This is a genomic window from Streptomyces sp. NPDC007863 (assembly GCF_040633895.1).
GTDB lineage: Bacteria > Actinomycetota > Actinomycetes > Streptomycetales > Streptomycetaceae > Streptomyces.
Window position 1 is genome coordinate 163856 of the sequence record NZ_JBEYEI010000016.1, and the last position, 26151, is coordinate 190006.

Consider the following 26151-nt stretch of genomic DNA (forward strand, 5'->3'; position numbering starts at 1 on the left):
CGCCGGTCGCGGGCGGCCCGGGAAGGCCCGCTGGTTCAGCCGAGGTAGGTCCTTCGCCATTCCAGCGGGGACATGACCAGGGCGGCCTCGGCGAGGGCCCGGGCAGAGGGTGTCTTGAGACTGTTCAGCGAGGTGTCGATCCAGTCTTGGACCAGGGTGTTGCCTTGCGCGCGGTACTCCACCGCCTGTACGAGGCACTCCAGCTTGTCCGCGTCGCGGGCCACGAGGGCCGCGGGGGTCTCCTTGGCCTCGTACTCGGCCACGACACGCTGGACCCCGTCCCGTACCGCAGGGTGAGCCGCGGACACCTGGTCCGCCGTGACCGTCTCGTTCGTGGCGGCGTCGAGGTAGCGACGGCCGATGTGCGGGATGTCCCCGATCCGGGTCTCCTGCGTGTCGTGGAAGAGGCACATCAACGCGACCCGTGCCGGGTCCACTCCCTCCATCATCGCCAGCACGGCTCCGATGACACCGACGCGGAAGGAGTGCTCGGCGATGGACTCCGGGTTGTTGTTGCCGGTGAACCACCAGCCGGTCCGCTTGGCGTTCTTCAGTACGCCCATCTCGAAGATGAAGCCGGCAGTGCCTTCGGCGTTCGACGTCTCATCAGCCATGCGATGACCTCCCGTGTCACGTGCGATCGAGCAAAACGTAGTGCATGGCCTGGAGTTCGCGGTGTGACCTCGGTGAAGTGGACCCGCCGTCCAGCAGCCGTCCGGTACGGTCCGCCAGCTCGTCTGCCAGTCCGCGTGACGCCTGAGGCAGCCACGGATACGCGGTCAGTAGCGTCCACAGGGTGTGCACGTAGAGATCGACGTACCCGGGTGCGTCGTGCATCCCGTACGTGAGCCCACGGAGGAGCGTGACAGGATCCCAGGAGGCCGGTCCGCGCTCCCGCATGAACCCGTCGTCGGCCTGCGGCAGTCGTACGCCGCCCAGCCAGTACGCCCAGTAGTTGAGGTTCGCTGTCTCGGCGGCGTCGTCGTCGGCCAGCGAGCGTTCGATGAAGTCCAGCAGCGGCTGAGGATCGCCGAGGCGGGCCAGCGCGGTCGCGGTCGAACGCGCTTCGGCCCACCCTTCCGACCACCCCCGGCGGGCGAGGACGTCCCGGCGGGCATGGAGGGTCTGCGCCGTCCAAGAGGTGGCCTTCGGTCCCCGGTCGTAGGAGGCCAGATACAGCGCCTGTCGATGGAGCAGACCATCTCCGCCGGGCTTCTGGGCGGCCTCGGCGACTTCCCGCAAATGGTCGAAGAGGCGGGCCCGGTCCGTCGCCTCCAGAAGGGGAGCGGAGGCGGCTGGCCCCCGCCGGGATCGGGGGACACGGTCTCGGAGCGCGGGCGGTGCCACCCCCGTCACAGACCACGCCAGCATGTGGGCCGTGTCCCGCGTGTGTACCCAGGTCGCCAACGGGTGTGGACCGCCGTCACCCGCGGGCTCCAGGGCCGCCCCGATGATCTGGTCTGCGTCCATCGCCGGATCCAGCAGGGCGAGCACGCCCGTGTCGGCTCCCAGGAATCCCAGTCGGTGGCGCAGTCGTAACAGCGCTCCCGCCTTCATGTTCGCGAGAGGCCGGCGACCCGACTCCCATCCCTGCACCGTACCGAGATCGACGCCCAGGTCTTCCGCCATCGTGGCTTGGGTCCGCGGAATGCTCTCGCGGACGAGACGGAGCACGAAGCCGGTGACAGTCCCGGCGGTCGCGCGTCGGGGTGCGGGCGGTTTCGCCACCATGACCGTCTCTCCTCGGAGGTCCGTCTCCCACACGTACTGCCAGTCAGTTCTACCGCGTACGCGCCGGGCTTACGTTCAGGACGCGGAAACAGCCAGGCCCCTTATGGGTGACGGGTGTTGACGCTTCCGACCAATCGGTTCCGGTGAAGGAGAGAGGCCATGGAGACGAGGGAGTCACCTCCAGGCGCACCCAGTCGCACGCTGCGCATCAGGGCGGCCGGAGGCTGGGAGAGGTTCATGCGGCGTGCTGAAGCGGAGGAGGCACACCCGGTGGGGACGGACGGATACGAGGCGCATCCGCTGCTGGGCACCCGTGTCCGTGACACCGCCAGCCGGAGCGAAGGCGAGCTGACCGCCGTCACGCACGAACTGCACACCGACGGCAGAGTCGTACGCATCGCGCACATCAGGCCCGAAAGCGGAATCGAGTGGACGACCGCCGCCCGCAACATCCAGACCGCTGCCCTCGCCACGGGGGAGACGGGCCACGACCGTGCCGGGCGGGAGGGCGTACGGCCCTGGGGTGCGAGCCGCCTCGCACCGTACCCGCACACCGTGGCCTGGCCCTTCACCCGCACGGAGATCGACCCCGTCACGCAGATGACCGTGTACTTCGACACGGACGGCCGCACCGTCGACATGAGCGGGCACGGCAGCAGCCAGTCCACCTCGTCCCCGACCGCGACGGGTTCGGACGGAGGCGGCGCGCAGCCACCTCCGCCGTCGGACTCGGACGCCCTTGAAGACCACGTGCCGGACTGACCATGGACAGGTCACCGGTTCTCGTCATCACGGCGCTCGGCGACATCACGGCGGACCTGGTGGTGGGCGAGCTGCACGAACGGGGCGTCCCGGTCGTGCGGCTCGACCCGGCCACCGACTTCCCCGAACCCGCTCGGCTGACCGTGCGGTTCGGCGCCGGAGGGTTCGCCGGCGAGCTGACCACCGCCACGCGGGGGCTCGACCTCGTGAAAGTACGGTCCGTGTACTGGCGTCGCCCGGCCCCGTACGGCGACCCCCGGCAGGCGGAGAGCCCCGAGCGGCGTTTCGGCATCGAAGAGGCCCGTGCCGGCTACACGGGGGTGCTGACCGCCCTGCCCGGCGTTCTCCACCTCAACCATCCGCTACGTAACCGGGCCGCCGGCTCCAAGCCGGTCCAGCTCGCCACTGCCGGACGCCTCGGGTTCCTTGTGGCCCCCACGCTGATCACGAATCGGGTCGAGGACGCGAGAGCGTTCGCGAGGGGGCACGGCCGGGTGGTCTACAAACCTCTGCACGGAGTGCACCTGCCAGGTGCGGACGGGCGCAACCGGACGGTCTGGGTGAGTCCGGTCCACGCCGACGAACTCGACGACTCGGTGGCACTCTGTCCGCACCTGTTCCAGGTACGCGTCCCCAAGGTCGCCGACATCCGGCTCGCGGCCGTCGCCGACGACCTGTTCGCCACCCGGATCGACACCGACGGCGATCACGTCGACTGGCGGCAGGACCAGCGCCTCGTCCGCTGCTCACCCATCTCCGTGCCCGACGTCGTCGTGGACGCCGTCCGTACGTACCTTCGCACCTTCGGGCTCGTTTTCGGGGCATTCGACTTCGCCCTCGACAGCGAGGGCCGTTGGTGGTTCCTCGAATGCAATCCGAATGGCCAGTGGGCCTTCGTCGGCGAGGAGACGAACCGGGCCATCGCCGGTGCGCTCGCCGACGTGCTGCAGAAGGGTGCTTCCGAATGAACGCCGACGCCGACGCCGAAGCCGCCGCGCGACTGCGGCACCGCTTGGTCGAGAAGCTCGTCAAGGAGGGGAGAGTGACCCGCGCCGATGTGCGACGCGCGGCCGAGAACGTCCCCCGGGAGGTGTTCCTCGGAGAAGCGGTCTACCGGCCCAGCCCGCCGCCGGGGGTGACGGAATGGACACCGGTACGGCGAGATCGGATGCCGGCCGACGCGTGGCTGGAGCTCGCGTACCGCGACGAGACATGGGTGACGCAATTGGACGGTGTGCTCGCCGAGGACGCCGGGGGAACGGTCACCGGAGGCACGCCCACGTCGTCCTCGACGCTGCCCGGCTCCGTGTTGTGGTTGATCGAGCAGGCCGGGATCGAGGCGGGGAGTCGCGTGCTGATCGTCGGCGCGGGAACGGGGTACTCCACAGCGGTCGTCTCCGAGATCGTCGGAGCCGCCAACACCACGGCGATCGAGACCGACCCGGATGCCGCCGAGCGGGCGAGGAGGGCGCTCACCGAGGCCGGGTACGGGGCGACGGTCGTCACGGGAGACGGGCTCCGGGGGTACCCGGAGGCGGCCCCGTACGACATCGTGATCGCGTTCTGTTCGATGCGGTACGTCCCCTACGGTCTGCTTCGGCAGGTCCGGGCCGGTGGCGCGCTGCTGCTCACCCTTGCCGGGTGGGGGTTCGGCCACGGGCTGGTCCGGCTGACCGCCGACGGGGAGGGCGGAGCCTCGGGAAGATTCCTGCCCGGGCACACCTCGTTCATGATGGCGCGCACGCACGAACGGCCTGCCCATGGCCCGGTCGAACTCCTGCCGGGTGTCCGACGGCCGAGCGTCATCGACCCCGCCGTGCTGGACGACTGGACGGCAAGGTTCGTCGCCCAGCTCGCCGCCCCCTCTGCCGAACGGACCGGTCTGGGAACGGAACAGATCCTGCTCGACGTCGCCACCGGCTCGCACGCGCGGACCCGGTCGGACGGCGAGGGCGGATGGACTGTGACCCAGCGGGGGCCTCTGAGGTTGTGGGACGCCGTGGAGGAAGCCGTGGACATCTGGCAGAGACGAGGGGCGCCGCACCTGTCGGCGTTCGGCGTGACCGTCACCTCCGACGCGCAGCGGGTATGGCTCGGTGACCGCAGCGGCCCCGGCTGGCCGCTGCCCGTCTAGCTGCTCGTGCAGGGGAGCCCAGGGGCGCGATAAATCCCGTGCGGGCGTCCGGCCTTCTCGTTAGCGTCCCTCCCCATGACGGAGGGGCTCGAAGGAATCGACGAAGCGCTCGTACGAAGGCTCATCGCGGCCCGGTTCCCGCACTGGGCGGGCCTGGACGTACGGGCGGTCGCCTCGGCCGGGACGGACAACGCGCTGTTCCGGCTGGGCGACGACCTCGTCGTACGGCTGCCGAAGGCGCCATGGGCGACGGGCCAGGTGGAGAAGGAACACCGCTGGCTGCCGCGGCTGGCCCCCTCCCTCCCCCTGCCCGTCCCGGTCCCGGTGGGCATCGGCGCCCCGGGAGAGGGCTTCGGCCGGCCGTGGGGCGTGTACCGGTGGCTGGACGGCGCCGACGCCTGGACGGCACCGGTACGGGACCTGGCCCACGCGGCGGAGGAACTGGGCCGCTTCGGCGTCGCGCTGCGCACCGCCGACGCGACCGGCGGCCCCCGCTCCTTCCGCGGCGGCGCCGTCACCGCATGGGAGGACGGCGCCCTGCCGTCCGCCGTGAAGGCCCTCGCCGCGGCCGGCCTCCTGGACGAACGCACCGCCCTCGCGGCCTGGGACCGGGTCCTGTCCCTCCCCGCCTGGGACGGCCCCCCGGTCTGGCTCCACGGCGACCTGCTCCCCGGCAACCTCCTCACCCGCGACGGCCGCCTGACCGCCGTCATCGACTTCGGCGGCCTCGGCACCGGAGACCCGGCCGCCGACCTCCTCCCCGCCTGGACCCTCCTCACCCCCGCCACCCGCCCCCTCTTCCGCGAGGCCTCCCGCCTCGACCCCGCCACCTGGGACCGCGGCCGCGGCTGGGCCCTCTGCTGGGGCCTCGTCACCGACCACTACTACGGCTCCCTCCCCGGCCCCGGCACCGCCCCCACCCCGAACCCCGTCCTGGCCGCCGTGGCCCGCAGGGCCTGGACCGAGTCCCTCCCCGAGTTCGGGTGACGACCGGATCACGATCACGTCCGGTTGTTCCCCGATGGGGAAGAAAAGGCAGGTCAGAGCTGCTTCCCGACGCTTGACCGAGGTTCCGGTCCGGGGGATGGTGACGCTCGCGGCCGGGGCCCGTCCCGCCGCGGGCACCAGGGGTGGGGACCTTTGAACGACATCCGTACGCGCGCCGAGGCGCTCATCGCCGCCGACCGCCCGGCCGAGGCGCGGGACCTCGTCCGGGACGCGCTCGACACGGGCGGGCCCGATGCCGGGCTCTGCCTCGTGCTCGCCCGCGCCCACCTGGCGGAGGACGACGACGACCACGACGCCGCCGCCGAAAGCGTCCTCCGCGACGGCCTCGACGCCTTCCCGGACGACATCGGACTCCTCGGCGAATACGCCGAACTCGGCGCCCGCTCCGACGGGTTCGACCACCCCGGCAGGCGTGCGCGCGGCGAACGGGCCCTCGACCGGCTGCGTGAACTCGCCCCGCACTCGGCGGAGTTGCGCAGCGCCGAGGCGGCCGGCGGCGCCGTCTCCGCCGCCGCGCGGGACGCCGTCTCGATCCGGCGGATGCAGTCCTTCGACACGGCCCGCGCCTTCGCCGACGCGCCCACGCCCGCGGCGGCCGCCGCCCGGACCGCCCAGTGGGCCGCCGCCGCCCCGCACGACCGGCGGCTCGCCGTCCTCGCCGAGACGACCGCCGTCCTCGCCGCCCCCGGCCGGGCCGGCGCCCGCCTCCTGCTGCTCCGTGGCCTCGAATACCGCCTCGCCGTCGGCGTCCTCGTCGTCCTGCTGGTCATCCTGCGGCTCACCGTCGTGCCGGAGATCCCGCTGGGCGTGGCCACGGGCGCCGGCCTCCTGCTGGAACTGCCCTTCCTCGGGCTCCGCAGGCTGCTCCGCGACGCCCGCGACCGGGCCGCCGACCGGCTGGCGGCGGCCGTGCCGGAGGCCGTACCCCGGGAGGAGGAGGGAGCGGACGGCGGCTTCGGGGCGCCCGAGCTGCCGCCCGTGCCGCGCTTCACCCGGCGCGAAGGCGCCTTCGCCGGGGCCGCGGCGGCCCTCCTGCTGCTCGTCGGCGGCGCCTCGTACGCCGCCTACACCGCGTACCCGCGCTACGAGCTGGTCTCCCACGACGAGTTCCGCGGCGCGCGGGGTGTCGACCTCGGCGCCGTCGGAGGGCCGACGGCCGAGGACGGAGTGGAGGACTCCGTCCTCCGGATGTACGGCTCCGGTTCCGCCGACGGCTCCCAGCTCGTGGTCTACGCGGCGGTCGGCGACTTCCACCAGGTGAGGGCCGAGGACGTGTCCGGGCGCTACGGCATGCTCGGCGGCCTGAAGGACACGGCCGACGTCCGCGAGGACTGGGACGCGCGGGCCGGTGCCCGCGGCGGCTGGACGCGGTGCGCCCGGGTCGTCGACACCGCCGGGCTCCGCAAGGCCGTGTGCATGTGGGCGGACAAGGGGAGCCTCGGGTCGGTGGCCTTCGTCGCGGAACACATGGGCCGGGCCGGGATCGAGGAGCTGGCCGCGGACGTCCGCGAGGCCTTCGTCCGCCCCGCCGGCGGCTGACGCGCCCGCGAGGGCTGTCGGAGCGGCGTGGTACCCATGTCCCCATGACCCGGTTCCACGACTTCAACCTCAAGCTGCTCGTCATCGAGGAGCTCATGTACCAGGCGGGGACGCTCCTCCCGGTCTACGACCTGCACGCGCGGATGGCCGAGCGGGGCATCACCGACGCCGCCTCCTTCGTCCTGGCGAACGGCCTGCACGAGGAGGTGCTGCCGGAGTCCCGGGAGTACTTCGAGGCGCTGGAGATCCCGGCGGAGCTGCTCGCCACCGTGGAGGAGCTGTGCTTCGACGCGGGGACGGACGTCTTCCGGCACTGCGCGCCCGCCTGGGACGGCGAGGACGACCTCTTCGACGTCCGCTCCCTCGACGACCTCGACCTGCTGCCCAACCTCCGCGAGGTCACGTTCGTGGAGGACGGCGTCCTCGCGGTGCCCGACGCGGCGGACGTCTTCGCCGCCCGAGGCATCACCACGGACTGACGCGGAGCCCCGCCGTTCCGTCGTGGGCACGACGGAACGGCGGGATGGCGTTACGGTGCCAACTGCCCCGGCAGGGGGGCCGCGTGGATGATCGTCAGGCCGGAGACGGCTCGGGTGAGGGCGACGTACAGGCGGCGCAGCCCGGTGCGTTCGTCGGGTTCGCCGTCGACGACGGCGGCCGGCTCGTCGAGGACCACGTAGTCGTACTCCAGGCCCTTCGCGAGCGAGGCCGGGACCAGGGTGAGCCGGGACGCGGCGGTCGTCTCCTCACCGGGGGAGAGGTACGCGAGCCCCGCCGCCTCCAGCGCCTCCGCCAGCGGCGCGATCCGCGCGTCCGCGGCGATCAGGCCGATCGAGCCCTCGTGCGCGAGCGCGTCCACGCACGCCGCCACCACCGCCGCGTCGGACGGCGCCGCCAGCTCGCGGAGCTCGAAGTCGCCCGGGTTCTCCCGTACGGACTCGACCGGCGCGAGTCCCGGCGCCATGTGCGGCAGGAGACGGGAGGCGTACGCGATGACGTCCGTGGGGACGCGGAAGCCCGCCGTCAGCTCCTCCACCCGGGACCCCGGCTTGCCGAGGTGCGCCAGCGCCTCCTCCCAGCTCGCCGTCGCCCAGGGCGTCGTGCCCTGCGCCAGGTCGCCGAGGACCGTCGCCGAACCGGTCGTGCAGCGCCGCCCCACCGCCCGGTACTGCATCGGCGACAGGTCCTGCGCCTCGTCGAGGACCACGTGCCCGAGCGAGTGGGTCCGCTCGACCAGGTCCGTCGCCTCGTCGATCAGCACCGCGTCCGCCGCCGACCACTTCGCGGTCTTCGCGCTCCGCGCCGGCTTCGCCCACAGCAGCAGCTTCTGCTCCTCCTCGCTCAGCACCCCTTCCGCGTGCTCCGCCAGGAACTCCGCGTCGCCGAGCAGCCGGAGGACCAGCTTCGCCGGGTCGACCGCCGGCCAGCACTCCTTCACCAGCGCCTTCACCGCCGCGTTCCGCGCGACCGTGTTCTGCACCCGGTCGTCGGGTGCCTCGCCGGCCTGCTCCATCCGTACGAGGACGGCGTGCGCGACGCGCTGCGGCAGCGCTTCCCTGGCCGCCCCGTAACGGATGTCGCGCGCGGTCAACTCCCTTACGATCTCCTCCAGTTCGTACGCGGGGACCCGCCAGCGCCGCGAGCCGCGCACCACCATCAGCGGTTCCGCCGGCAGGGTGACGTGCGACCACACGGCCCGCCGCAGCACCTCCGCCATCCGGGCGTCGCCCTTCACGACCGCGGTCGCCGCCTCGTCCGCGCCCCGCACCTCCACGTGCGCGACGAGGTCGTCGACGGTCGCCTGCTTCACCTCCAGCTCGCCGAGCGCGGGCAGCACCTGCTCGATGTACTGGAGGAAGGACCGGTTCGGCCCGATGACGAGGGTGCCGGTGCGGGCGAGCCGCTCCCGGTGCGCGTACAGCAGGTAGGCGACACGGTGCAGGCCGACGGCCGTCTTCCCGGTCCCCGGGCCGCCCTGCACGCACAGCGTGCCGGACAGGTCGGAGCGGACGATCTCGTCCTGCTCGGGCTGGATCGTCGCCACGATGTCCCGCATGGGGCCGACGCGCGGCCGCTCGATCTCCGCCTGGAGCAGCCGGCTGGTGCGCTCGAGCTCGGCGGGGTCGGAGAGCCGCTCGTCCTCGTACGCGGTGAGCTCGCCGCCCGTGTAGCCGAAGCGGCGGCGCAGCCCGACGTCCTGCGGGTCCTTCTTCGACGCCTGGTAGTACGGCTGCGAGACCGGCGCGCGCCAGTCGATGACCATGGGGTCGCCCTGCGCGTCGTGGACGTGCCGGCGGCCGATGTAGAAGCGCTGCCCGTGCTGGGTGGACGGCAGGTAGTCGAGCCGGCCGAAGAAGAGCGGGGTGTGGGAGAGGTCCGCGAGCGCCTTGATGCGGTCCTCGATCTGCCGTTCCAGGACGATCGAGTTGACCCAGTTCGCGGTGACGTCCTTGATGTCCAGCGCCTCCACCTCCTCGCGCATCGTGCGCAGGGCGGCACGGGAGGAGGTGAGGTGGGCCCGCTCGCGTACGAGCGGATCGTCGGTGGGCACGGCAGCGGACACGGTGAAGCCTCCGGTCGATACACGGATCACGGACACGTCGATGTGGCCGCCGGTTTCCGACCGGGCGGCGGCGCTCTCCGTACGCGGACGGGAGGCGGGGAAGCCGGTGATTCTAACTCCGGACCGGGGGTCCGGGCGAATCGGTTTCCCGTAGGGGGCGGGGTCCGCCGTAAGGGTGAGCCGGGTTCCGACCGCAGGTCGATGTGCGGCGAATGTCCTGATTCCAGAATGGAGTCATGAGCGCGACGACCTTCACCCTCGTGACCACCGTCCCCCGCCCCCGCCCCCGCCGCCTGGTGGCGGCCCTGCGGGCCTTCGGCTCCGCCGCCGTCGACGTCGCCCTGCTGGGCGACTACGGCGACACCACGGGCCGGCACGGCGCGGGCGTCCGCAACCCCCGCCCGGTATACGCCCCCGGACCCGGACCCGGCCCCGCCTCACCCGCGGACTGAGTACGCGCCCGGCCCCGGCTGAGTACGCGCACCCCTGCCGGCGGCCCCGGCGCGCTGATGGGATGGGGCCATGACGACACAGCACCCCACCGCCGACCCGTACGCCCCGGGCCCCACCGCGCTCCGCGTCTTCGCGGGCGTCGGACTGCTGCTCGTCGCGGCCTGCGTGGTGGCGACCATGATGGTCACCCTCGGCGACGCGATCTCCGGTGACGGCGTCGGCGGAGGTTTCGTCACGGCCGGCTTCTGGGCCGTGGGCCTCGCCGCCGCGGTGGGCGTGGTGGCCCTCGTCGTGCCCCGCCGCGTCCTCGTCGCCGCCCAGTACGCCCTGGCCCTCATGGGCCCGGTCCTCGCCCTGATGGACTGAGACCGGGCCCGGCGGCCCGGGCTCCTACGGCGCCAGCAGCTCGTCCGCGTCGACGATCCGGTACGCGTACCCCTGCTCCGCCAGGAAGCGCTGGCGGTGGGCGGCGAAGTCCTGGTCGATGGTGTCGCGGGCGACGACCGAGTAGAAGTGCGCCTGGTGGCCGTCCGCCTTCGGGCGGAGCACGCGGCCGAGGCGCTGGGCCTCCTCCTGGCGGGAACCGAAGGTGCCGGAGACCTGGATGGCGACGGTCGCCTCGGGCAGGTCGATGGAGAAGTTCGCGACCTTCGACACGACGAGGACGTTGATCTCGCCGTTGCGGAAGGCGTCGAAGAGCCGCTCCCGCTCCTTGTTCGACGTCTCGCCCTTGATGACGGGCGCGTCGAGGTGCGCGCCGAGCTCGTCGAGCTGGTCGATGTACTGGCCGATGACGAGGATCTGCTGGCCGGCGAACTTCTTCACCAGCGCCTCCGTCACCCGCCGCTTCGTCGCCGTCGTCGCGCAGAAGCGGTACTTCTCCTCCGCCTCGGCCGTCGCGTACGCGAGCCGCTCCGACTCCGTGAGGTTGACCCGGACCTCGACGCAGTCGGCGGGCGCGATGTACCCCTGCGCCTCGATCTCCTTCCACGGCGCGTCGAACCGCTTCGGCCCGATCAGCGAGAAGACGTCCGCCTCCTTGCCGTCCTCGCGCACCAGCGTCGCGGTCAGGCCGAGGCGCCGCCGGGCCTGGAGGTCGGCGGTGAACTTGAAGACCGGCGCGGGCAGCAGGTGCACCTCGTCGTAGACGATCAGGCCCCAGTCGCGGGAGTCGAAGAGCTCCAGGTGCGGGTAGACGCCCTTCCGCTTGGTCGTGAGGACCTGGTACGTGGCGATGGTGACGGGCCGGATCTCCTTCTTCGTCCCGCTGTACTCGCCGATCTCGTCCTCGGTCAGCGAGGTCCGCTTCACCAGCTCGTTCTTCCACTGGCGCGCGGAGACGGTGTTGGTGACGAGGATCAGCGTCGTCGCCTTGGCCTTGGCCATCGCCCCGGCGCCCACCAGCGTCTTCCCCGCCCCGCAGGGCAGCACGACGACGCCGCTGCCGCCGTGCCAGAAGCCCTCGACGGCGTGCTGCTGGTACGGCCGCAGGCTCCAGCCGTCCTCGGCGAGCTCGATCGCGTGGGCCTCGCCGTCGACGTACCCGGCGAGGTCCTCGGCGGGCCAGCCCAGCTTCAGCAGGGTCTGCTTGATCTGTCCGCGCTCGGAGGGGTGCACGACCACCGTGTCGGGGTCGATCCGCGCCCCGACCAGCGGCTGCACCCGCCTCGACCGGAGGATCTCCTCAAGGACCGGCCGGTCGGTGGTGGTCAGCACCAGCCCGTGCGCGGGGTGCTTCGTCAGCGTCAGCCGTCCGTACCGGTCCATGGTCTCGGCGATGTCGACGAGCAGCGCGTGCGGCACCGGATACCGGGAGTACTCGACGAGCGCGTCCACGACCTGCTCGGCGTCGTGGCCGGCGGCCCGCGCGTTCCACAGCCCGAGCGGCGTCACCCGGTACGTGTGGATGTGCTCGGGCGCCCGCTCCAGCTCCGCGAACGGGGCGATCGCCCGTCGGCACGCATCGGCGAGTTCGTGGTCGACCTCCAGGAGCAGCGTCTTGTCGCTCTGGACGATCAGGCAGGACACACATACCTCCGCAGGCAGGTCGCGGCGAGGGAAACGTACAAGTCTACCTCGGCTCCAGGAACTCCAGCCTGTTGCCGAACCCGTCGACGGTGTGGAAGCGGGTGTGGCCGGGGAGGCCGTCGTCCCAGGTGACGGTCGTGCCGCTGCTCTCCAGACGGGCGGCGAGGGCGTGGATGCCGGTGACGCGGATGCCGGGGTGGGCCTTCCGGGCCGGCCGGAAGTCCTCCTCGACGCCGAGGTGGACCTCGATCCCCCCGCCCCGGAACCAGCACCCGCCGCGCGCCGCGAGGACCGGCGGCTTCGCGACCTCCGCCATGCCGAGGACCCCGCCCCAGAACGCCCGGCAGACGTCCTCGCCGCCCGGCGGGATGGAGAGCTGGACGTGGTGCAGCCCGTCCAGGGTGTAGGCGGACGGGTCCGGCGTCGTCGACATGATGCCCCCTTGATGTCGAGAATCTTGACATCAAGGTAAATCTCGGGGGCGGGGACCCGCAAGAGCCGATCGATCCGAGTACGGCGAGCCGGGGGAGATGAGTAGGCGCGCGGTGGGGCGGGCGGCGGCGGGCCGGTCGAATGGCGGCATGAAGCCTCGCACCGCCACCGCCACCGCCCGCGCTGTCGCCCCCGCCCCCACGGCCGTCCCCGCCGGCGTTCCCACGGCCGTCCCCGCCCGCGTCCCCGCCGCCGGGGACGCGGCCGACCCCCACTGGTGGGTGCCGCCGGTGGTGGCGACGGTGCTCGCGCCCGTCGTGTCGTGCGGGGCGGCGGCCGCGGGGGACCTGTTCACGGCCGTTCCCTGGGTCCTCGTCACCGGGTTCGTGCTGCCGCTCCTGGTCGTCGCTCCGGGGTGGTTCCTCGCCCGGACCGTGCGGCGGCGCCGGACGCGCGTCCGGCTCGCCGCCGCGGGGTGCGTCCTCGCGGCGGTCTACCCCGTGCTGCTGGCCGAGCTCGGCTTCCTGGTGTTCGTCGTCATGCTCCTCACCGGCAACGTCCGCTCCTGACCGGCCTCAGACCTCCTCGTCCGCCAGTTCCGCGACGCCCGTGATGCGGTGCAGCGGGTAGGTGCGGACCTCGTCGGCCGTGTGGTCGTAGCCGGTGACGAAGCCGCCCTCGACGCGGACGGGGGCGATGACGCGCTGGCTGGCGGCGCCCTCCGCGTTGACGTAGCCGATCCAGACGGCCGAGCCGGTCATCGCGGCCGCCTGCACCGTCGCCAGGGTCTCCGCCGCCGAGGTGCGGGGGAGGCCGCCGGTGGTGACGGGGACGGCGGGTTCCTTGCGTACGGCCGTGGCGGCGTGGTCGCCGGCCCGGATGGCGCGGACCGCGGCCTTGAGCAGGGTGGTGTCGGGGGCCGGAGGGCCGTCGGGGACGGGCGCCGGGGGTGTGCGGGGCGGGGTGCGGTGGGCGTCGGCGCGGGCGATCAGGACGTCGCCCTCCGCCGACTCGGCCGCCGGGGCGTACCCCATCGACCGCAGGCCGTCGAGGAGCGAGGACGGGTCCGTCTGGGCGGCCAGGACCGTCGGCGCGAGGCGGCGCAGGCGCAGGGCCGCGGAGCGGCGGTCGGCGAGGATCTCGCCGAGCAGCGCGTCGTCGTCGCAGCGCACGTAGGCGGAGGCCGCGCCGATCCGCAGGTGTCCGTGCTTCCGCGCCACGTCGTCGATGAGGTACGCGAGGGGCTGGGGCACGGGGGTGCGCGCGTGCGCGGCGAGGAAGGCGTGCAGGTCGGAGGCGGAGCGGCCGGTGTCGAGGGCGCGCCGCACCGAACCGGGCGTGAACCGGTAGACCGTCGCGCCACCCTTCGACTCCACGTCCGCGAGGACCGCGAGCGCGTCGGCCAGCGGCCGCAGCAGCGGGCCGGGGGCGACGGCCGTCAGGTCGGCCTGGAGGAGCACGTGGTCGACGGCCTGCGGCAGCAGCGGTTCGAGGAGTTCCGCCGCGCGCTCGGCCGCGACCTCCGGCTCGACGCCGCCGCCCTCGGCGGCCTGCCCGGCGGGCGCGTCGAGCGGCAGGTTGAGCAGCGCCCGCGCGGCCGTGGACAGCGCGCCGCGCCCGGTGACGCCGAGCAGTTCGGCGTCCCCGAGGGCCCAGTGGGCGAGGCGTTCCCGCAGGTCGGCGACGGGGCGCGGGGTGCCGGGGCCGCCGCGGCCCGTGCCCGCCTCGGAGGCCCAGGGGCCTGCCGCGCCGGGCTCCGCGCCGGAGTCCGCGCCCGCGCCCGTGCCCGTGCCGATGCCCGTGCCCGCGCCCGTGCCCGCCGCGGCCGGCGGTGTGCTCCTGGCCGTCGTCGTGCCGCGCGTCGGGCGTTCCCAGCGGAGGCGGGCCAGCAGCGTCTCCGGGGCGGCCGCCGCGCCCGGCGGCAGCGTCGCCAGGAGGGCGAGGACCCGGTGGCGTACCTCCGGCGCCGCCGCGCGGTCCAGGTCGGGGCCGAGCGCGGACAGCGTGCGGCCCTTCGCGTCCTGGCCGCCGACGAGACCCGGCGTGCGGGTCGCCGCCAGCCAGGCGCCGACCAGCCGGGCCCAGCGCTCGGCCGGCGGCTGGTCGAGCCAGTCGTCGTACGCGGGCGTCGGCGCGTACCGCTCGTCCGCCTCGCCGTCCGAGGCCAGCAGCCCCGCCCCGTACGCCAGCTCCACCCAGAAGGCGGCCACCGGCTCCGGCACGTCGAGCGCCGCCGCCGTCCGCTTCAGGTCCCGCACCGCGAGCCCGCCGGCCCGCAGCACCGCGGGCCCGCCGTGGTCCCAGGACTTCAGCAGCTCCTCGACCGTGGCGAGCGCCGCGTACGCCTGCCCGGCGGCGGCACTGTCCACAACCTGGGGACGGTACGCGCGGGCCACCCCCACCTCCGGCGCGCGCGGCTCCGGCGACCGGTGCGCCCGCCCGCCCCGCAGGTGCAGCGCCACCTCGCGCGGCAGCACCATCGTGCGCGGCGACACCGGCAGCAGCAGCCCCCGGTCGCGCAGCCAGCCCACCGGCGCCGTCGGCCGCGCCGTCACCTCGCCGTACGGCGGCCCCCACACGAGCCGGTCGAGGACGGAGAGCGCCTCCGGCGGCGCCGTGTCGAGCAGCGCCCCCATCCGCTTGCGGTCGGTGAAGAGCCCGGTCAGCGCGGCGACCGCCGACACCGGGTCGTGCGTCGACGGCAGCCCGGCCGCCGCCACGATCTCCTGGAGCCGCCCCGGCGACATCCCCGCCGTCGCCTCCGCGACCGTCGGCCCGAGCCCGGTGGGGGACGGGTGCTGCGGCGACGGGGCGAGCAGCTCGCGCGCGGTCCGGACGAGCCGCAGCCGGTCGTCCTCGCCCCACACCAGCGCCTGGTCGCGCAGCAGCGCCACCGCGCGCGGCAGCGCCGCCTCGATCTCCGGCTCCTCGCGCCCGCCGGTGAACAGGTCGAGCAGCACGGGGTACGGAGCCGGGTCGGGCGCCACCGCCAGCGCCTCCGCCACCTGGAGCGAGAACCGGTCGAGCCGCTCCAGGGCGCGCACCACCGAGGCCCGCGTCCCGGCCCGGGTCGCCAGCTGCGTCAGATCGTTCGGCACCGGGCCCAGCAGGTCGGGGCGGGCCCGCAGCAGCGCGGCGAGCCCGTCGTCGCCGCGCGCCCGCAGCGCCTCGGCCAGCGTGCGCGGACCCGCCGCGGTCCCCTTCGGACGTCCCTCGGGCACGTGCGCCTCCCGGTCCAGCTCGCCGATCCCCATCCGCCCCACGTTATCCGCTGCACAGGCGCTACCGTCAGGACCGGGACGGCGTTCGGCCGGACGGTGGAGGGGCGGCGTGGGCATCGAGAGCGACCGGATGGTCTTCGACTACCTGAGCGAGGTCGGCGACCTCGCCCAGCAGAGGCACCTCCCGCCGGGCGACCGCAGCGCCCTCGTCGCCGGTCTCCGCGACGAGATCGACCGCCGTCGCGCCACCCGCGGCGAGGAGTCCCCCACCGCCGTCCGGGGCATCCTCGGCGACCTGGGCACCCCGGACGAGGTCGTCACGAAGGCCGCGTCGGGGCCGGGGACGCCGGGCGCGTCGGGGCCGGGGACGCCGGGCGCGGCGTCCGGTGCGGACTCGGGCGCGGCGTCCGGTACGGCCCCGGCCCCGGCCGCCGCCTGGTGGTCCGACACCCGCGAGGCCGCCGAGGAGCCCTCCACGGCCCGGGCGCCCGTGCCGCACCCCCGTCCGGGTGACGTCGGAGCCGGAGTCGGGGCAGGGGACTGGGTCTCCGGCTGGGGGAGCGACGGCTCGGCGGCGGACCCGGACGTGCCCGGTTTCTTCGGCGGCATCGAGGCCCCCGAGCTCTTCCGGCCGCCGGAGCCCGAGGCGGAGGACGCGGAGGAGGAGTCCCGGGAGGAGACCGCCCCCAGGAGCCGGGTGCGCCGCGCCGCCGGGTGGCTGCTGAGCAGCCGTCCGAAGAAGGCGGGGGTGCAGGAGGAGGCTCCGGAGGAGGAGGCCGCGCCGGTCCGGGCGAGGGGCTTCGCGCATCCCTTCCTGCTGCTCGCCGCCGTGCTGCTGATCGCCGGCGCCGCGTTCGGCTGGCTGATCGCGCTGGCCCTCGGCTGGCTCCTCGCCTACGGCTCCCGCCGGCTGAGCCCCGGCCAGGTGAAGACGGCCGTCTTCGTGCTGCCCGGGCTCGCCGCGGCGGGCGGCGTCGTCTGGCTCTGGGGGCGGGTGGAGGGCCGCTGGGGCGAGGCCGTGGCCACCGGCGGCGACGCCATGGGCCAGGCCCTCGCCGAGACCTGGCCCTGGACCCTCCGGGCCGCCGCCCTCGCCTCCGCCGCCTACCTCCTGCTGCGCGCCCGCCGCGCCTGAAGCCCTGTCGCGGAAGCCCCGGGAGCTTCTACGACTCCTCCCACGGCGCCCCCGGCACCACCAGCGGCGAGCCCGTCACCGGGTCGGGGACGACGACCGAGGGGAGGCCGAAGACGTCGTGGACCATCGCCTCGGTGACGATCTCGGACGGGGCGCCCTGCGCCACCACCCGGCCCGCCTTCATGGCGATGAGGTGGTCGGCGTACCGCGCGGCCTGGTTCAGGTCGTGGAGGACGAGGACCACCGTCCGGCCGCGCGCCCGGTTGAGGCGGCGGACCAGGTCCAGGACCTCCACCTGGTGCGCGATGTCCAGGTAGGTGGTCGGCTCGTCGAGGAGCAGCAGGTCCGTCTCCTGCGCGAGGGCCATCGCGATCCAGACGCGCTGCCGCTGGCCGCCGGAGAGCTCGTCGACCGAGCGGTCGGCGAGCGCGGCGACGTCGGTGCGGGCCATCGCCTCCGTCACCGCCCGCTCGTCCTCCTCGGACCACTGCTTCCACCACGCCTGGTGGGGCTGGCGGCCGCGTGCGACGAGGTCCGCGACGGTGATCGCCTCGGGTGCGACGGGCGTCTGCGGCAGCAGGCCGATCGAGCGGGCGATCCGCTTCGTCGGCAGCTTCGCCAGCTCCTCGCCGTCGAGCAGGACCGCGCCCCGGACCGGCTTGAGGAGCCGGCCGAGCGCCCGCAGGGTGGTCGACTTGCCGCAGGCGTTGGGCCCGACGATGACGGTCACCTTGCCGTCGGGGACCACCAGGTCCAGGTCCTCGACGACCGTCCGGCTCTCGTAGGCGAGGGTCAGCCCCCGCGCGGCGAGCCGGCCGCCGGCCGCCGCGCCCGCCCCCGTACCCGCGCCGGTGCGCGTCTGGGTACGCGTCTCCGCGCTCTTCTCGGCGCTCATGCCTTCCCTCCCGTACGGCTCCGGATGATGAGCCAGATCAGATACGGGGCGCCGACCGCCGCCGTGAGGACACCCACCGGCAGTTCCACCGGGGAGAACAGCCGCCGCCCGATCAGGTCGGCGGCGGCGACGACGAGGGCGCCGAGCAGCGCCGAGCAGAGCAGCGGGATCTGCGCCGTGCGCGTCATCCGGCGGGCGATCTGCGGGGCGAGCAGCGCCACGAAGTCGACCGGTCCGGCGACGCCGGTCGCCACGGACGCGAGGACCACGCCCACGGCGACGAGACCGAGCCGCACCCGGCCGAGGCGGACGCCGAGCGCGGTCGCCGTGGCGTCGTCGAGGGAGACGGTCCGCTGGGCGCGGGCCGCCCACAGCACGGCGGGCAGCATCAGCAGCAGCGTCCAGCGGACCGGCGCCGACTCCTCCCAGCCGCGCCCGTTGAGCGAGCCGGTCATCCAGATCTGCGCCTGCTGGGCGACGAGGAAGTCGCCCTTGGTCATGAAGAGGGTGATCAGGGAGCGCAGCGCGATCGCGATGCCGATGCCGATGAGGACGAAGCGGGTGGCGTGCAGTCCGCCGCGCCAGGCGAAGGCGTACACGAGGGCGGCGGCGAGGACGCCGCCGGCGATCGACAGGTAGGGCAGGACCGTGTACGAGGCGAGGCCGAAGGTCATCGCGGCGACGGTGACCGCGCCCGCGCCCTGGCTGATGCCGATGATGTCGGGTGAGGCGAGCGGGTTGCGGGCGACGGTCTGGATGAGCGCGCCGGCGATCCCGAAGGCGGCGCCGACGGCGAGCGCGGTGACGAGCCGCGGCTCGCGCAGCTCCTCGACGACGAACGCGGCGGGGGAGTCGCCGCCGGTGAGGACGGTGAGGACCTCGCCGGGGGAGAAGGTCTTCTCGCCGACGCAGAGGTACGCGACGGAGACCGCGGCGAGCAGCAGGAGCAGCAGGACGACGGCGAGCACCGACCGGCGGTGGACGAGGAGGGAGGCGGGCCCGAGGCGGAGGAGTCCGTATCCGGCGGGCCGGGTGCCGGGGTTCTTCGCGGCGGGGGCCGGGGTCAGGAGGGCGCTCACGCCGGCACCGCCTTCCGTCGCACCAGCGTCACGAGGAACGGCACGCCGATGAGGGCCGTCATGACGCCGGCGGGGACCTCGCCCGGCGGGAAGACGATCCGCCCGGCGACGTCCGCGACGAGGACCATGACGGGTCCGAGCAGCGCGGCCATCGGCAGCACCCACCGGTGGTCGGAGCCGACGACGGCGCGGGCGATGTGCGGGACGGCGAGGCCGACGAAGGCGATGGGTCCGGCGGCGGCGACGGCCGCGCCGGTGAGGACGGTGGCGCCGAGCCCGCCGACGATCCGGACGGTGGCGACCTTCTGCCCGAGCCCCTTGGCGACGTCCTCGCCGAGCGCGAGGGCGTCCAGGCCGCGCGCCACGGAGAGCACGAGCACGGCGCCGATCAGCAGGAACGGCCAGATCTGGGCGATCGTGGCCGCGTCCCGCCCGTCGAGGGAGCCGGTCTGCCAGAACCGGAACTCGTCGAGCGCGGCGGCCTTCGTCGTCAGCACGCCGGTCGTCACCGACAGCAGCAGCGCGTTGACCGCCGCGCCGCCGAGGGCCAGCTTCACGGGGGTGGCGCCGCCGCGGCCGCCGGTGGCGATCGCGTACACGGCGACGGAGGCGAGCGCGGCGCCCGCGAAGGCGAACCACACGTAGCCGGAGAGGCTGTGCACGCCGAGGAAGGCGATGGCGAGGACGACGGCGACGGAGGAGCCCTGGCTGATGCCGAGGATGCCGGGGTCGGCGATCGGGTTGCGGGTGATGCCCTGGAGGGCGGTGCCGGCGAGCGCGAGGGCGGCGCCGACCATCAGGCCGATGACGGTCCTGGGGACCCGGAGCTGCCGCACCACCTCGGCGTCGTCGCCGGTGGCGGAGCCCAGGAGCGCGTCGAGGACGGTGCCGGGGGCGATGGCCCGGGCGCCGACGGCGAGGCTGAGGAGGACGGCGAGCAGCAGGGCGACGACGGCCGCCGAGGTCGCGAGGACCCGTCTGGAACGGAAAGCGGCTGTCATGAGCACCCATCGGGCATCGGGGCGGGAGGTTCGGTAAGGCTTGGCTCAGTCTAAGCAGCGGCCGAATTCGAACACCCGGGCACAATGTCACCCATGACGACGAACGTTTCCGCAGGCCCGCTCACGGTCGGCTTCGACCTCGACCTGACCCTCCTCGACACCCGCCCCGGCATCAAGGCGGCCTTCCTCGCCTTCGCGGAGAAGTACGGCGTCGAGGTCGACGCCGACCTCGTCGTCACCCGGCTCGGCCCGCCGCTGGAGCAGGAGATGGCCCACTGGGTGCCCGCCGAGCAGGTCACCGAGATGACCGCCCGCTACCGCGCCCTCTACCCCGAGTACGCGATCGAGCCCACCGTCCCCATGCCGGGCGCCGTCGAGGCCCTCGACGCGGTCCGCGAGGCCGGCGGCCGGACCGTCGTCGTCACCGCCAAGAACGCCCCCGACGCCCACCGCCACTTCGCCCACCTGGGCATCGAGCCGGACGCGATCGTCGGCCGTCTCTTCGCCGAGGCCAAGGCGGAGGCGCTGCGCGAGCACGGCGCCTCGGTGTACGTCGGCGACCACGTCGGCGACGTCCGCGGCGCGAAGGCCGCGGGCGCCGTCTCGGTCGCGGTGGCGACCGGTCCGTGCAGCCCCGAGGAGCTCCGCGAGGCGGGCGCCGACGTGGTCCTGAAGGACCTGACGGACTTCCGCGCCTGGTGGCAGGCGTACGTGGCGGAGCCCGCCCGCTGAGGGGGCGCTCCGCTCATCGGGGAGCCTCGGGGCTGTCGCAGTTTCAGGGTGAGCCGGCTTCGCGGGCCCCGGGCGCGGGAGAGGGGTTTCCGGGGTGGCCCGGCTTGGTGGGTGTCGGGTGCGGCCGCCCTCTTCTCCGAGAGTCACGCCTTCCGGCGGCGCGTCAAGGGCGCCTTCGGCGTCGCTGCGCGATGGGCTGCGCCCACCCTTGACCCGCCACCTTCAGGCGTGCAGGAAAACTCGGAGGGCGGCCCGGGAGCGGGCCCACGCGGACCGGCCAGGGGCCGGCTGAGGCGGGTGCGCGCCTGCCGGCCGGTGGGCCCCGGAGGCCGGGTATCGCTCCCGTCGGCTGGCGTCCCCCGCCCGGTGGGGTGGGGCTCGGCCAGTGGCGCGCGCCGGTGGGAGCGCATCCGTCGGTTCGGGGTGCGCGGCCGTTGAATGGGGTGCCCTATCCCTGCTCAGCGGCTTCCCGCCGTCCGTCGGCCGGGATTCAAGCCCCGCTGGTCGCTCTGAGTGGGTGGTGGGGAGCGCACGTAACGACCACTGCCGTTCCTAGGCGGTACGCCGTGCCTGCCGTCGCTGGGCTGCGACCGACCGGAGCACCCCGGCGGCGGCGAGTGCGAAACCGACGCCCATCAGCATCGACACCAGGTAGGCGACGGTCGGGAAGGGATCGGTCCCGAGGAAGAGCGGAGCCACGGTGACCAGCGTCGCGACCGCCCCGATCGCGAAGACGACGACACCCGCCTTGACGAGCCCGTCGCCCGGCGCGGAGTCGTCTGCGGATTCGCTCACCGGTCCTGTGGGGATTTCACTGCGCATTCCGCCAGGGTAGTTCCCTGGCCGGCGCCCGGAGCATTAGCGTCTCTGATTCAGCTGAGCGGCCCGTGCGAACCGTCAGGTCCGGCGCGGGTGGTGTCCCCACCTGGGTGGGGAAGCGTGGGCATGGACGTGGAATCCTGCGCCCAGCGCTGCTCCTCGCGGCCGGTGGCGGCGGGGGGTGGCTGTGCTGATCGCGGTCACGCTCTGGTGCCGGTCGGCTGCGCGGGGCAGCCGTGGCCGGTCCGTTGGTGCGTGTCCCCCCGGACGCTGACCGGCACGACCGGTAGGTCGTGTCGGGGAGGGAACCCCGCGTCGCCTGGGCGCGGGACGGTTGGGACGAGGCCGGGTCGGGCCGGTCTTCGACCGGTCCTTCCGGCTGGCTCTCGGGGTGGCCGCCGTGATGACTGCCTTGGTCTCCAGCTTGTCGACCACGGTGCGGATCACCATCTGCCCGCCGGTGCGGTCCACGACTGTCGTGGCCTGATGGGTCAGGCCGCGTGCGGCGATGCGACGCCAGGCGCCCTGATCCCGGTCGCCCTGCCAGCCACAACCGGGGCAGATGGCCCATTTCCATCCGGGCTCGGCAGGACGGTCGGGGGCCTTGCGGTGGCGCAGGGGTGTGAGGCAGTGCGGGCAGTGCTTGGAGGTGTTGCGCGGTGGCACGGTGACTACGGCGATGCCGGTCTCGGCGGCGAGGTGCCGCATCCAGTCGGCGATCCGGCCTCGTACGGTCTGGGAGAGACGGGTGTTCATCGTACGGCCCATGCCCCTGGCTTCCAGTGACTGCAGGTCTTCCAGGTAGATGACCGTGGCTCCGGCGGCGATGGCCTGGTCGACGGCCCAGCGGGCCGCGGCCCGGGCGAGAGCGTCGCTGAGGTTCGACCGACGCTCGGAGACGCGCCGGATCTCCTCCGCCAGCCGTTCGGCCTTGCTGTTCAGTGTGGGGTCGGCGAGCCGGGCGTAGTGGCCGGACTTGGCGTGCAGTCGCTCGCTGATGTGGCGCAGCCGGTGCTGCTTGGCCAGCACACCACCCGACCGGAACTGTCCGCCCGCCCCGAGGGCGGTGATGCGCCCGTCGTCGTGCAGCCGGACGGCCCCCGCGCTGAGGAGGGTGTTCAGGCCCCAGTCCACGCCGAGGCCGACGGTGTGGCCGGAGCGCTGCGGCTTTGGCGCGGGGTGGGCATAGGCGAGATCGACTCGGACTCGTCCGTCGACGGTGCGCAGGGTGGGCAGATGGAGTACCGCGTTCGCGGGGACCGTGGGCGGCAGCGCGATGGGGCAGGCCACCCAGGTCCAGTCGGCGTAGGTCCGCGGATCCGGCCGCGTCGGAAGCTGCAAGCGCAGTAGCCCCCGGTGCCCGTCCTCGGAGCGCTCGATCGTGGCCTCCTGGCCGTCGCACGCGGCGAGCAGGAGCATGCGGGCCGCGCGCGGCGCGAGCTCCATCTCGTATACATCCGCCGGGATGCGCCCGTGCCTGCGCAGGTACGTGGCGATCTGGCGGGTGCGGGAACGGATCACGCCGGAGGGTAGGTGCTCCCCACCCGGAATCGCGCCACGTACCCGCTCCCAATCGGCCGTCGTGCGGTTGTCCGGATCGGCGGGCCATGTCGCCAGAACTCCGGCTGTCACGTCCGCGCGCCACTTCACCGACCGCAGTACGCGCCCCGCCTGTTCCTGTGCCATGCGTACGATCCGGTCGTTCACCCGCACGTGCCCGACCGGGCTGATGCTCCAGCCCAGTCGGCGCAGAGCCATCCATGCCTTCGACGGCAGTCCTCGGCCGCCCGCGTCCACACCCGAGGCCAGTGCGTCCACATTGGTGGCGTTCCAGTGCCCGGACAGCAGTGCACCGGTCATCCCGGCGACCAGGTCGGTGCACCAGCCCACCCGTTCCGCGAGGACGGGGGGAGCGAGGACTTCGCCGGTCCTCTCCACCACCCCCGACCGGAGCAGGGCACGGGCAGTGGCGGTACGGGCCACCTCCCTGTCGCTCAACGGCAGCTTCCGGCTCACCACCCCTCCCCTCGCCCGCGGTGCTGTCATCAGATCAACGACACCATCAGGGCGAGGTCACCCTTTGCCTGATGCCCGGGGAAGGCGGCGGCGTACGGTGGCGGCGTGACGACCGAAGACCTCGGCAAGACCCTGCGTCGGCTGCGCCGTCTGGCGGACCTGACGCAGGAAGAGCTGTCGGAGCGTTCGAACGTGTCCGTGGACGTGATCCGGCAGCTTGAGCAGAGACGGAAGCACTCCGCGCGCCTCCCCACACTGCACGCCCTGGCCAATGGGCTCGGGGTGGAGCTGACGACCCTGCTCGGTGACCCTCCGGCGGTTTCGTCGCAGGGGGAGAACGACGGCCCCAAGTTCGTGGCGGTGCGGCGTGCGGTCATGCCAGCGCTCTGGGGACCTGCACCCCGGCCGCCGGCCTCCGACTTCTCCCCGGACGCCCTGCGCGAGCGGATCGCGGAGGGATGGACCCACTATCACGCAGCCGAGTTCGACGCGGTCATGGACGCTCTGCCCGCCCTGATCTCCGACGCCCGCTCGGTCACGGTCTCCACTGGCCAGGAGGAAAGGGCGGAAGGGTTCGCGGCCCTGGGCAAGGCGCTTCAGCTCGCCGGACACGTCGCTGTCCGTATGGGGAAGACGGACCTGGCGCTGATCAGTCTGGAGCGAGCCATGGACGCCGCCACCCGGTCGTCGAACCCTCTGCTGCTTCCCATGCTGGTGAACTCCACGGCGTGGACGTACCAGCGGCAAGGGCGGCTCGAAGACGCCCTGGCCATTGCCCTGCACGCCGCCGACGACATGAAGAGCGGGGGTCTCACCGAGACCGCGGACGGTTTGAAGGTGTGGGGCGGGCTGACGATGAGCGCCGCCACGTCGGCGGCGAGGAGCGGCGACTACGACCGCGCGGCGGCCCTCATGGGGCATGCGGAAGGGGAGGCCGGGCGCGTCTCCCAGCTTCCCGAGGGCGGCGACAGCCGCATGGTGAGTGTGTTCAGCCCGTCGTCCGTCCGCATCGAACGGGTACGCCTCGCGGTCCAGTACGGCCACCCCCACGACGCGCTGGCGCTCGCCAAGGGCATGCGGCTGAGTAAGGACACCCCGCCGTCCTGGCGGACCTGGCTCCTGCTGGACGTGGCCCGCGCCCACACGGACATCGGAGATGCCGCCGGGGCGGTCAGGGCCCTGGAATCACTCCGGAAGGTGGCACCCATATGGATGCGGCACCACACGTTGGCCGTCGCGATCGTCCGTGACCTGTGGTCGCTTCCCAACCACCCGCCGGGGCTGCGGTCGCTGGCCGAGTTCCTGGGAGTCGCCGGCTAAGGGGCCGAAAGTGGGACGGTGCGTCCCTGTCGGCGCGCGCACCCGGTCGATTGCATGGGAGGCCACTCAGAGCCTGGCCGACCGCAAGGAGTCGACGCATGAACGCCACCGCCCGCAGCGCGGCAGAACAAGTCCCAGAGCGGGCGATCCCGCTCGACGTGAAGACGATGCGGGAGACGGCCCGAAGGGCACTCGGGGAAGGGGCGGGGACCCTGTCCCCGGAAGAACTGGACAGCCTGACCCAAGCCCTTCGGGGGATGCTCATGCTGGTCATCCCGGAGGTGACGGCAGCGGCCGACAGGCACCCGAAGGGGGACATGCCCCGCATCTGCGCCTTGGTGGGTGTGGAGGAGGCTTCGCGTCGGCTCAGGATGCGCGCTGTGTCCGGTGCGTCCCCCTGGGCGCTCAGGCACACTCAACGGCTGGCCCGGTCCGTCCTGGCCCTCACCGGCCACTACCTGGACCTCGGCGGCAGGGCATGAAGCGGACGCTCTACTTCTGCCGGGCCTGCGAGGGCGTGATCACGGAGGAGGCCGACGCGGTGTTCCTCTGGCACGAAGCCGGGAACAGCGGGCCGGGCAGGGACGTGTACGCCCACCGCGAGCATGTCCACCGGGTGCGGGAGGACGAGACCGCGATCCGTCTCCTCGCGCGCATCCTCGTGAAGCGCCTGACCTCTCCGGACGCCACGTGGCGCAGGAACCTCTGACCGCGCCGATTTGATGGCCCGTCTCCTGGACCTCTCTGTCCGTTGCCCGGCCTTTTCCCAGCTCCGGGACCTGGCCGGTTCGAGTGCGGGATTAACCCTCACTGTGCCTGGGGACAGCCCCAGTAAGGTGTTCCAGGGCATTTCCACGGGCGCCCAGGAGTGTCCGGTACCGACAGAGGGAGCGTGTGCTTTGCCGACTGGCAAGGTCAAATGGTTCAACAGCGAGAAGGGCTTCGGCTTTCTCTCCCGTGACGACGGCGGTGACGTCTTCGTGCACTCGTCGGTGCTCCCTGCCGGAGTCGACGCACTGAAGCCGGGCCAGCGGGTGGAGTTCGGTGTCGTCGCGGGTCAGCGGGGTGACCAGGCGCTCTCGGTGACGATTCTCGACCCGACGCCGTCGGTGGCGGCGGCGCAGCGCCGCAAGCCCGACGAGCTGGCGTCGATCGTGCAGGACCTGACGACGCTCCTGGAGAACATCACGCCGATGCTGGAGCGCGGCCGGTACCCCGACAAGGCGGCCGGCAAGAAGATCGCCGGCCTGCTGCGGGCGGTCGCGGACCAGCTGGACGTCTGA

26 protein-coding genes are annotated in these 26151 nt (G+C 73.5%); 15 read left to right on the top strand and 11 right to left on the bottom strand.

All coding sequences use genetic code 11. From position 1 onward, the window contains the following. Nucleotides 1-35: 35 nt before the first annotated feature. On the bottom strand, nt 36-614 hold the full coding sequence (locus ABZ621_RS25005; RefSeq protein WP_360608142.1) for an HD domain-containing protein: 579 nt from the start codon (nt 612-614) through the stop codon (nt 36-38). Between the two features lie 16 nt (nt 615-630). After that, a complete protein-coding gene (locus ABZ621_RS25010) occupies nt 631-1731 on the bottom strand; it encodes a helix-turn-helix transcriptional regulator (RefSeq protein ID WP_360608144.1) in 1101 nt (366 codons plus the stop codon). Nucleotides 1732-1968: 237 nt separating this feature from the next. On the opposite strand from ABZ621_RS25010, the gene tgmA reads away from it, so the two are divergent. From tgmA to ABZ621_RS25040, 6 genes are all read left to right on the top strand, one after another. Beyond that, nucleotides 1969-2493, top strand: coding sequence for a putative ATP-grasp-modified RiPP (tgmA, locus tag ABZ621_RS25015; RefSeq protein WP_360608146.1), 525 nt, complete (start codon nt 1969-1971; stop codon nt 2491-2493). Between the two features lie 2 nt (nt 2494-2495). Further along, nucleotides 2496-3461 carry an ATP-grasp ribosomal peptide maturase gene (tgmB, locus tag ABZ621_RS25020; RefSeq protein ID WP_360608148.1) on the top strand — a complete coding sequence of 322 codons (966 nt, stop codon included), beginning with the start codon at nt 2496-2498 and terminating at the stop codon, nt 3459-3461. After that, the gene (gene tgmC / locus ABZ621_RS25025) at nt 3458-4627 is read left to right on the top strand and encodes an ATP-grasp peptide maturase system methyltransferase (RefSeq protein WP_360608150.1); all 1170 of its coding nucleotides are present in this window, start codon (nt 3458-3460) and stop codon (nt 4625-4627) included. The genes tgmB and tgmC overlap by 4 nt, the downstream gene beginning before the upstream one ends. 75 nt (nt 4628-4702) lie before the next feature. After that, a complete protein-coding gene (locus tag ABZ621_RS25030) occupies nt 4703-5614 on the top strand; it encodes an aminoglycoside phosphotransferase family protein (RefSeq protein WP_360608152.1) in 912 nt (303 codons plus the stop codon). Nucleotides 5615-5767: 153 nt separating this feature from the next. Continuing rightward, the gene (locus tag ABZ621_RS25035) at nt 5768-7174 is read left to right on the top strand and encodes a hypothetical protein (protein WP_360608154.1); all 1407 of its coding nucleotides are present in this window, start codon (nt 5768-5770) and stop codon (nt 7172-7174) included. Between the two features lie 44 nt (nt 7175-7218). Further along, complete coding sequence (locus tag ABZ621_RS25040) at nt 7219-7653, top strand: hypothetical protein (protein ID WP_360608156.1); 435 nt, start codon at nt 7219-7221, stop codon at nt 7651-7653. Nucleotides 7654-7703: 50 nt separating this feature from the next. Here ABZ621_RS25040 and ABZ621_RS25045 read toward each other — a convergent pair whose 3' ends face one another. Further along, nucleotides 7704-9737: a UvrD-helicase domain-containing protein gene (locus ABZ621_RS25045; RefSeq protein ID WP_360608158.1), complete on the bottom strand. Its 2034-nt coding sequence runs from the start codon at nt 9735-9737 to the stop codon at nt 7704-7706. Nucleotides 9738-9973: 236 nt separating this feature from the next. On the opposite strand from ABZ621_RS25045, the gene ABZ621_RS25050 reads away from it, so the two are divergent. Beyond that, nucleotides 9974-10189, top strand: a complete 216-nt coding sequence (locus ABZ621_RS25050; protein ID WP_360608160.1) for a hypothetical protein — start codon at nt 9974-9976, stop codon at nt 10187-10189. Nucleotides 10190-10259: 70 nt separating this feature from the next. Beyond that, a complete protein-coding gene (locus ABZ621_RS25055) occupies nt 10260-10556 on the top strand; it encodes a hypothetical protein (RefSeq protein WP_360608162.1) in 297 nt (98 codons plus the stop codon). Nucleotides 10557-10580: 24 nt separating this feature from the next. Here ABZ621_RS25055 and ABZ621_RS25060 read toward each other — a convergent pair whose 3' ends face one another. Together ABZ621_RS25060 and ABZ621_RS25065 are read right to left on the bottom strand one after the other, a co-directional pair. Beyond that, nucleotides 10581-12218 (bottom strand): DNA repair helicase XPB, encoded by a 1638-nt coding sequence (locus ABZ621_RS25060; protein WP_360608165.1) that lies wholly within the window; start codon nt 12216-12218, stop codon nt 10581-10583. A gap of 43 nt (nt 12219-12261) precedes the next feature. Next, nucleotides 12262-12651 carry a glyoxalase gene (locus ABZ621_RS25065; RefSeq protein WP_360608167.1) on the bottom strand — a complete coding sequence of 130 codons (390 nt, stop codon included), beginning with the start codon at nt 12649-12651 and terminating at the stop codon, nt 12262-12264. Nucleotides 12652-12799: 148 nt separating this feature from the next. Between ABZ621_RS25065 and ABZ621_RS25070 the strand changes: the two genes are divergently transcribed. Then, on the top strand, nt 12800-13219 hold the full coding sequence (locus tag ABZ621_RS25070; protein WP_360608169.1) for a hypothetical protein: 420 nt from the start codon (nt 12800-12802) through the stop codon (nt 13217-13219). Nucleotides 13220-13225: 6 nt separating this feature from the next. Here the strand turns inward: ABZ621_RS25070 and ABZ621_RS25075 are convergent, their stop codons facing one another. Continuing rightward, nucleotides 13226-15904: a helicase C-terminal domain-containing protein gene (locus ABZ621_RS25075; protein ID WP_360608171.1), complete on the bottom strand. Its 2679-nt coding sequence runs from the start codon at nt 15902-15904 to the stop codon at nt 13226-13228. Between the two features lie 76 nt (nt 15905-15980). Here ABZ621_RS25075 and ABZ621_RS25080 point away from each other — a divergent pair, with 76 nt between their 5' ends. After that, nucleotides 15981-17006 carry a hypothetical protein gene (locus ABZ621_RS25080; protein ID WP_360608173.1) on the top strand — a complete coding sequence of 342 codons (1026 nt, stop codon included), beginning with the start codon at nt 15981-15983 and terminating at the stop codon, nt 17004-17006. A 28-nt stretch (nt 17007-17034) separates the two neighbouring features. Here ABZ621_RS25080 and ABZ621_RS25085 read toward each other — a convergent pair whose 3' ends face one another. From ABZ621_RS25085 to ABZ621_RS25095, 3 genes are read right to left on the bottom strand one after another with little or no spacing between them, the layout of a single operon-like run. After that, on the bottom strand, nt 17035-17901 hold the full coding sequence (locus tag ABZ621_RS25085) for an ABC transporter ATP-binding protein (RefSeq protein WP_360608175.1): 867 nt from the start codon (nt 17899-17901) through the stop codon (nt 17035-17037). Further along, complete coding sequence (locus ABZ621_RS25090; RefSeq protein ID WP_360608177.1) at nt 17898-18980, bottom strand: iron chelate uptake ABC transporter family permease subunit; 1083 nt, start codon at nt 18978-18980, stop codon at nt 17898-17900. The genes ABZ621_RS25085 and ABZ621_RS25090 overlap by 4 nt, the downstream gene beginning before the upstream one ends. Next, complete coding sequence (locus ABZ621_RS25095) at nt 18977-19981, bottom strand: iron chelate uptake ABC transporter family permease subunit (RefSeq protein ID WP_360608179.1); 1005 nt, start codon at nt 19979-19981, stop codon at nt 18977-18979. Before ABZ621_RS25095 ends, ABZ621_RS25090 begins: the two co-directional genes overlap by 4 nt. Nucleotides 19982-20065: 84 nt before the next feature. On the opposite strand from ABZ621_RS25095, the gene ABZ621_RS25100 reads away from it, so the two are divergent. Next, nucleotides 20066-20713: an HAD hydrolase-like protein gene (locus ABZ621_RS25100; protein ID WP_360608181.1), complete on the top strand. Its 648-nt coding sequence runs from the start codon at nt 20066-20068 to the stop codon at nt 20711-20713. A 552-nt stretch (nt 20714-21265) separates the two neighbouring features. Here ABZ621_RS25100 and ABZ621_RS25105 read toward each other — a convergent pair. Beyond that, entirely contained in the window at nt 21266-21535 is a 270-nt protein-coding gene (locus ABZ621_RS25105) for a hypothetical protein (protein WP_360608183.1), read from the bottom strand. Between the two features lie 75 nt (nt 21536-21610). Next, entirely contained in the window at nt 21611-23548 is a 1938-nt protein-coding gene (locus ABZ621_RS25110; protein WP_360608185.1) for a zinc ribbon domain-containing protein, read from the bottom strand. 105 nt (nt 23549-23653) lie between these two features. Here ABZ621_RS25110 and ABZ621_RS25115 point away from each other — a divergent pair, with 105 nt between their 5' ends. The 4 genes from ABZ621_RS25115 to ABZ621_RS25130 all read left to right on the top strand — a co-directional run bounded on the left by ABZ621_RS25115 (nt 23654) and on the right by ABZ621_RS25130 (nt 26151). Next, nucleotides 23654-24868 (top strand): helix-turn-helix domain-containing protein, encoded by a 1215-nt coding sequence (locus tag ABZ621_RS25115; RefSeq protein ID WP_360608187.1) that lies wholly within the window; start codon nt 23654-23656, stop codon nt 24866-24868. A gap of 98 nt (nt 24869-24966) precedes the next feature. Then, nucleotides 24967-25350: a DUF6415 family natural product biosynthesis protein gene (locus tag ABZ621_RS25120; protein ID WP_360608189.1), complete on the top strand. Its 384-nt coding sequence runs from the start codon at nt 24967-24969 to the stop codon at nt 25348-25350. After that, the gene (locus ABZ621_RS25125) at nt 25347-25577 is read left to right on the top strand and encodes a hypothetical protein (protein ID WP_360608191.1); all 231 of its coding nucleotides are present in this window, start codon (nt 25347-25349) and stop codon (nt 25575-25577) included. Before ABZ621_RS25120 ends, ABZ621_RS25125 begins: the two co-directional genes overlap by 4 nt. A 190-nt stretch (nt 25578-25767) precedes the next feature. Continuing rightward, on the top strand, nt 25768-26151 hold the full coding sequence (locus ABZ621_RS25130; RefSeq protein ID WP_189846836.1) for a cold-shock protein: 384 nt from the start codon (nt 25768-25770) through the stop codon (nt 26149-26151).

What these genes read in the sequence shown, in the direction of transcription:
- ABZ621_RS25005 (WP_360608142.1), bottom strand. Translation starts at nt 614, where the DNA reads ATGGCTGATGAGACGTCGAACGCCGAAGGCACTGCCGGCTTCATCTTC.
- ABZ621_RS25010 (WP_360608144.1), bottom strand. Translation starts at nt 1,731, where the DNA reads ATGGTGGCGAAACCGCCCGCACCCCGACGCGCGACCGCCGGGACTGTC.
- tgmA (WP_360608146.1), top strand. Translation starts at nt 1,969, where the DNA reads ATGCGGCGTGCTGAAGCGGAGGAGGCACACCCGGTGGGGACGGACGGA.
- tgmB (WP_360608148.1), top strand. Translation starts at nt 2,496, where the DNA reads ATGGACAGGTCACCGGTTCTCGTCATCACGGCGCTCGGCGACATCACG.
- tgmC (WP_360608150.1), top strand. Translation starts at nt 3,458, where the DNA reads ATGAACGCCGACGCCGACGCCGAAGCCGCCGCGCGACTGCGGCACCGC.
- ABZ621_RS25030 (WP_360608152.1), top strand. Translation starts at nt 4,703, where the DNA reads ATGACGGAGGGGCTCGAAGGAATCGACGAAGCGCTCGTACGAAGGCTC.
- ABZ621_RS25040 (WP_360608156.1), top strand. Translation starts at nt 7,219, where the DNA reads ATGACCCGGTTCCACGACTTCAACCTCAAGCTGCTCGTCATCGAGGAG.
- ABZ621_RS25050 (WP_360608160.1), top strand. Translation starts at nt 9,974, where the DNA reads ATGAGCGCGACGACCTTCACCCTCGTGACCACCGTCCCCCGCCCCCGC.
- ABZ621_RS25055 (WP_360608162.1), top strand. Translation starts at nt 10,260, where the DNA reads ATGACGACACAGCACCCCACCGCCGACCCGTACGCCCCGGGCCCCACC.
- ABZ621_RS25065 (WP_360608167.1), bottom strand. Translation starts at nt 12,651, where the DNA reads ATGTCGACGACGCCGGACCCGTCCGCCTACACCCTGGACGGGCTGCAC.
- ABZ621_RS25070 (WP_360608169.1), top strand. Translation starts at nt 12,800, where the DNA reads ATGAAGCCTCGCACCGCCACCGCCACCGCCCGCGCTGTCGCCCCCGCC.
- ABZ621_RS25075 (WP_360608171.1), bottom strand. Translation starts at nt 15,904, where the DNA reads ATGGGGATCGGCGAGCTGGACCGGGAGGCGCACGTGCCCGAGGGACGT.
- ABZ621_RS25085 (WP_360608175.1), bottom strand. Translation starts at nt 17,901, where the DNA reads ATGAGCGCCGAGAAGAGCGCGGAGACGCGTACCCAGACGCGCACCGGC.
- ABZ621_RS25095 (WP_360608179.1), bottom strand. Translation starts at nt 19,981, where the DNA reads ATGACAGCCGCTTTCCGTTCCAGACGGGTCCTCGCGACCTCGGCGGCC.
- ABZ621_RS25100 (WP_360608181.1), top strand. Translation starts at nt 20,066, where the DNA reads ATGTCACCCATGACGACGAACGTTTCCGCAGGCCCGCTCACGGTCGGC.
- ABZ621_RS25105 (WP_360608183.1), bottom strand. Translation starts at nt 21,535, where the DNA reads ATGCGCAGTGAAATCCCCACAGGACCGGTGAGCGAATCCGCAGACGAC.
- ABZ621_RS25120 (WP_360608189.1), top strand. Translation starts at nt 24,967, where the DNA reads ATGAACGCCACCGCCCGCAGCGCGGCAGAACAAGTCCCAGAGCGGGCG.
- ABZ621_RS25125 (WP_360608191.1), top strand. Translation starts at nt 25,347, where the DNA reads ATGAAGCGGACGCTCTACTTCTGCCGGGCCTGCGAGGGCGTGATCACG.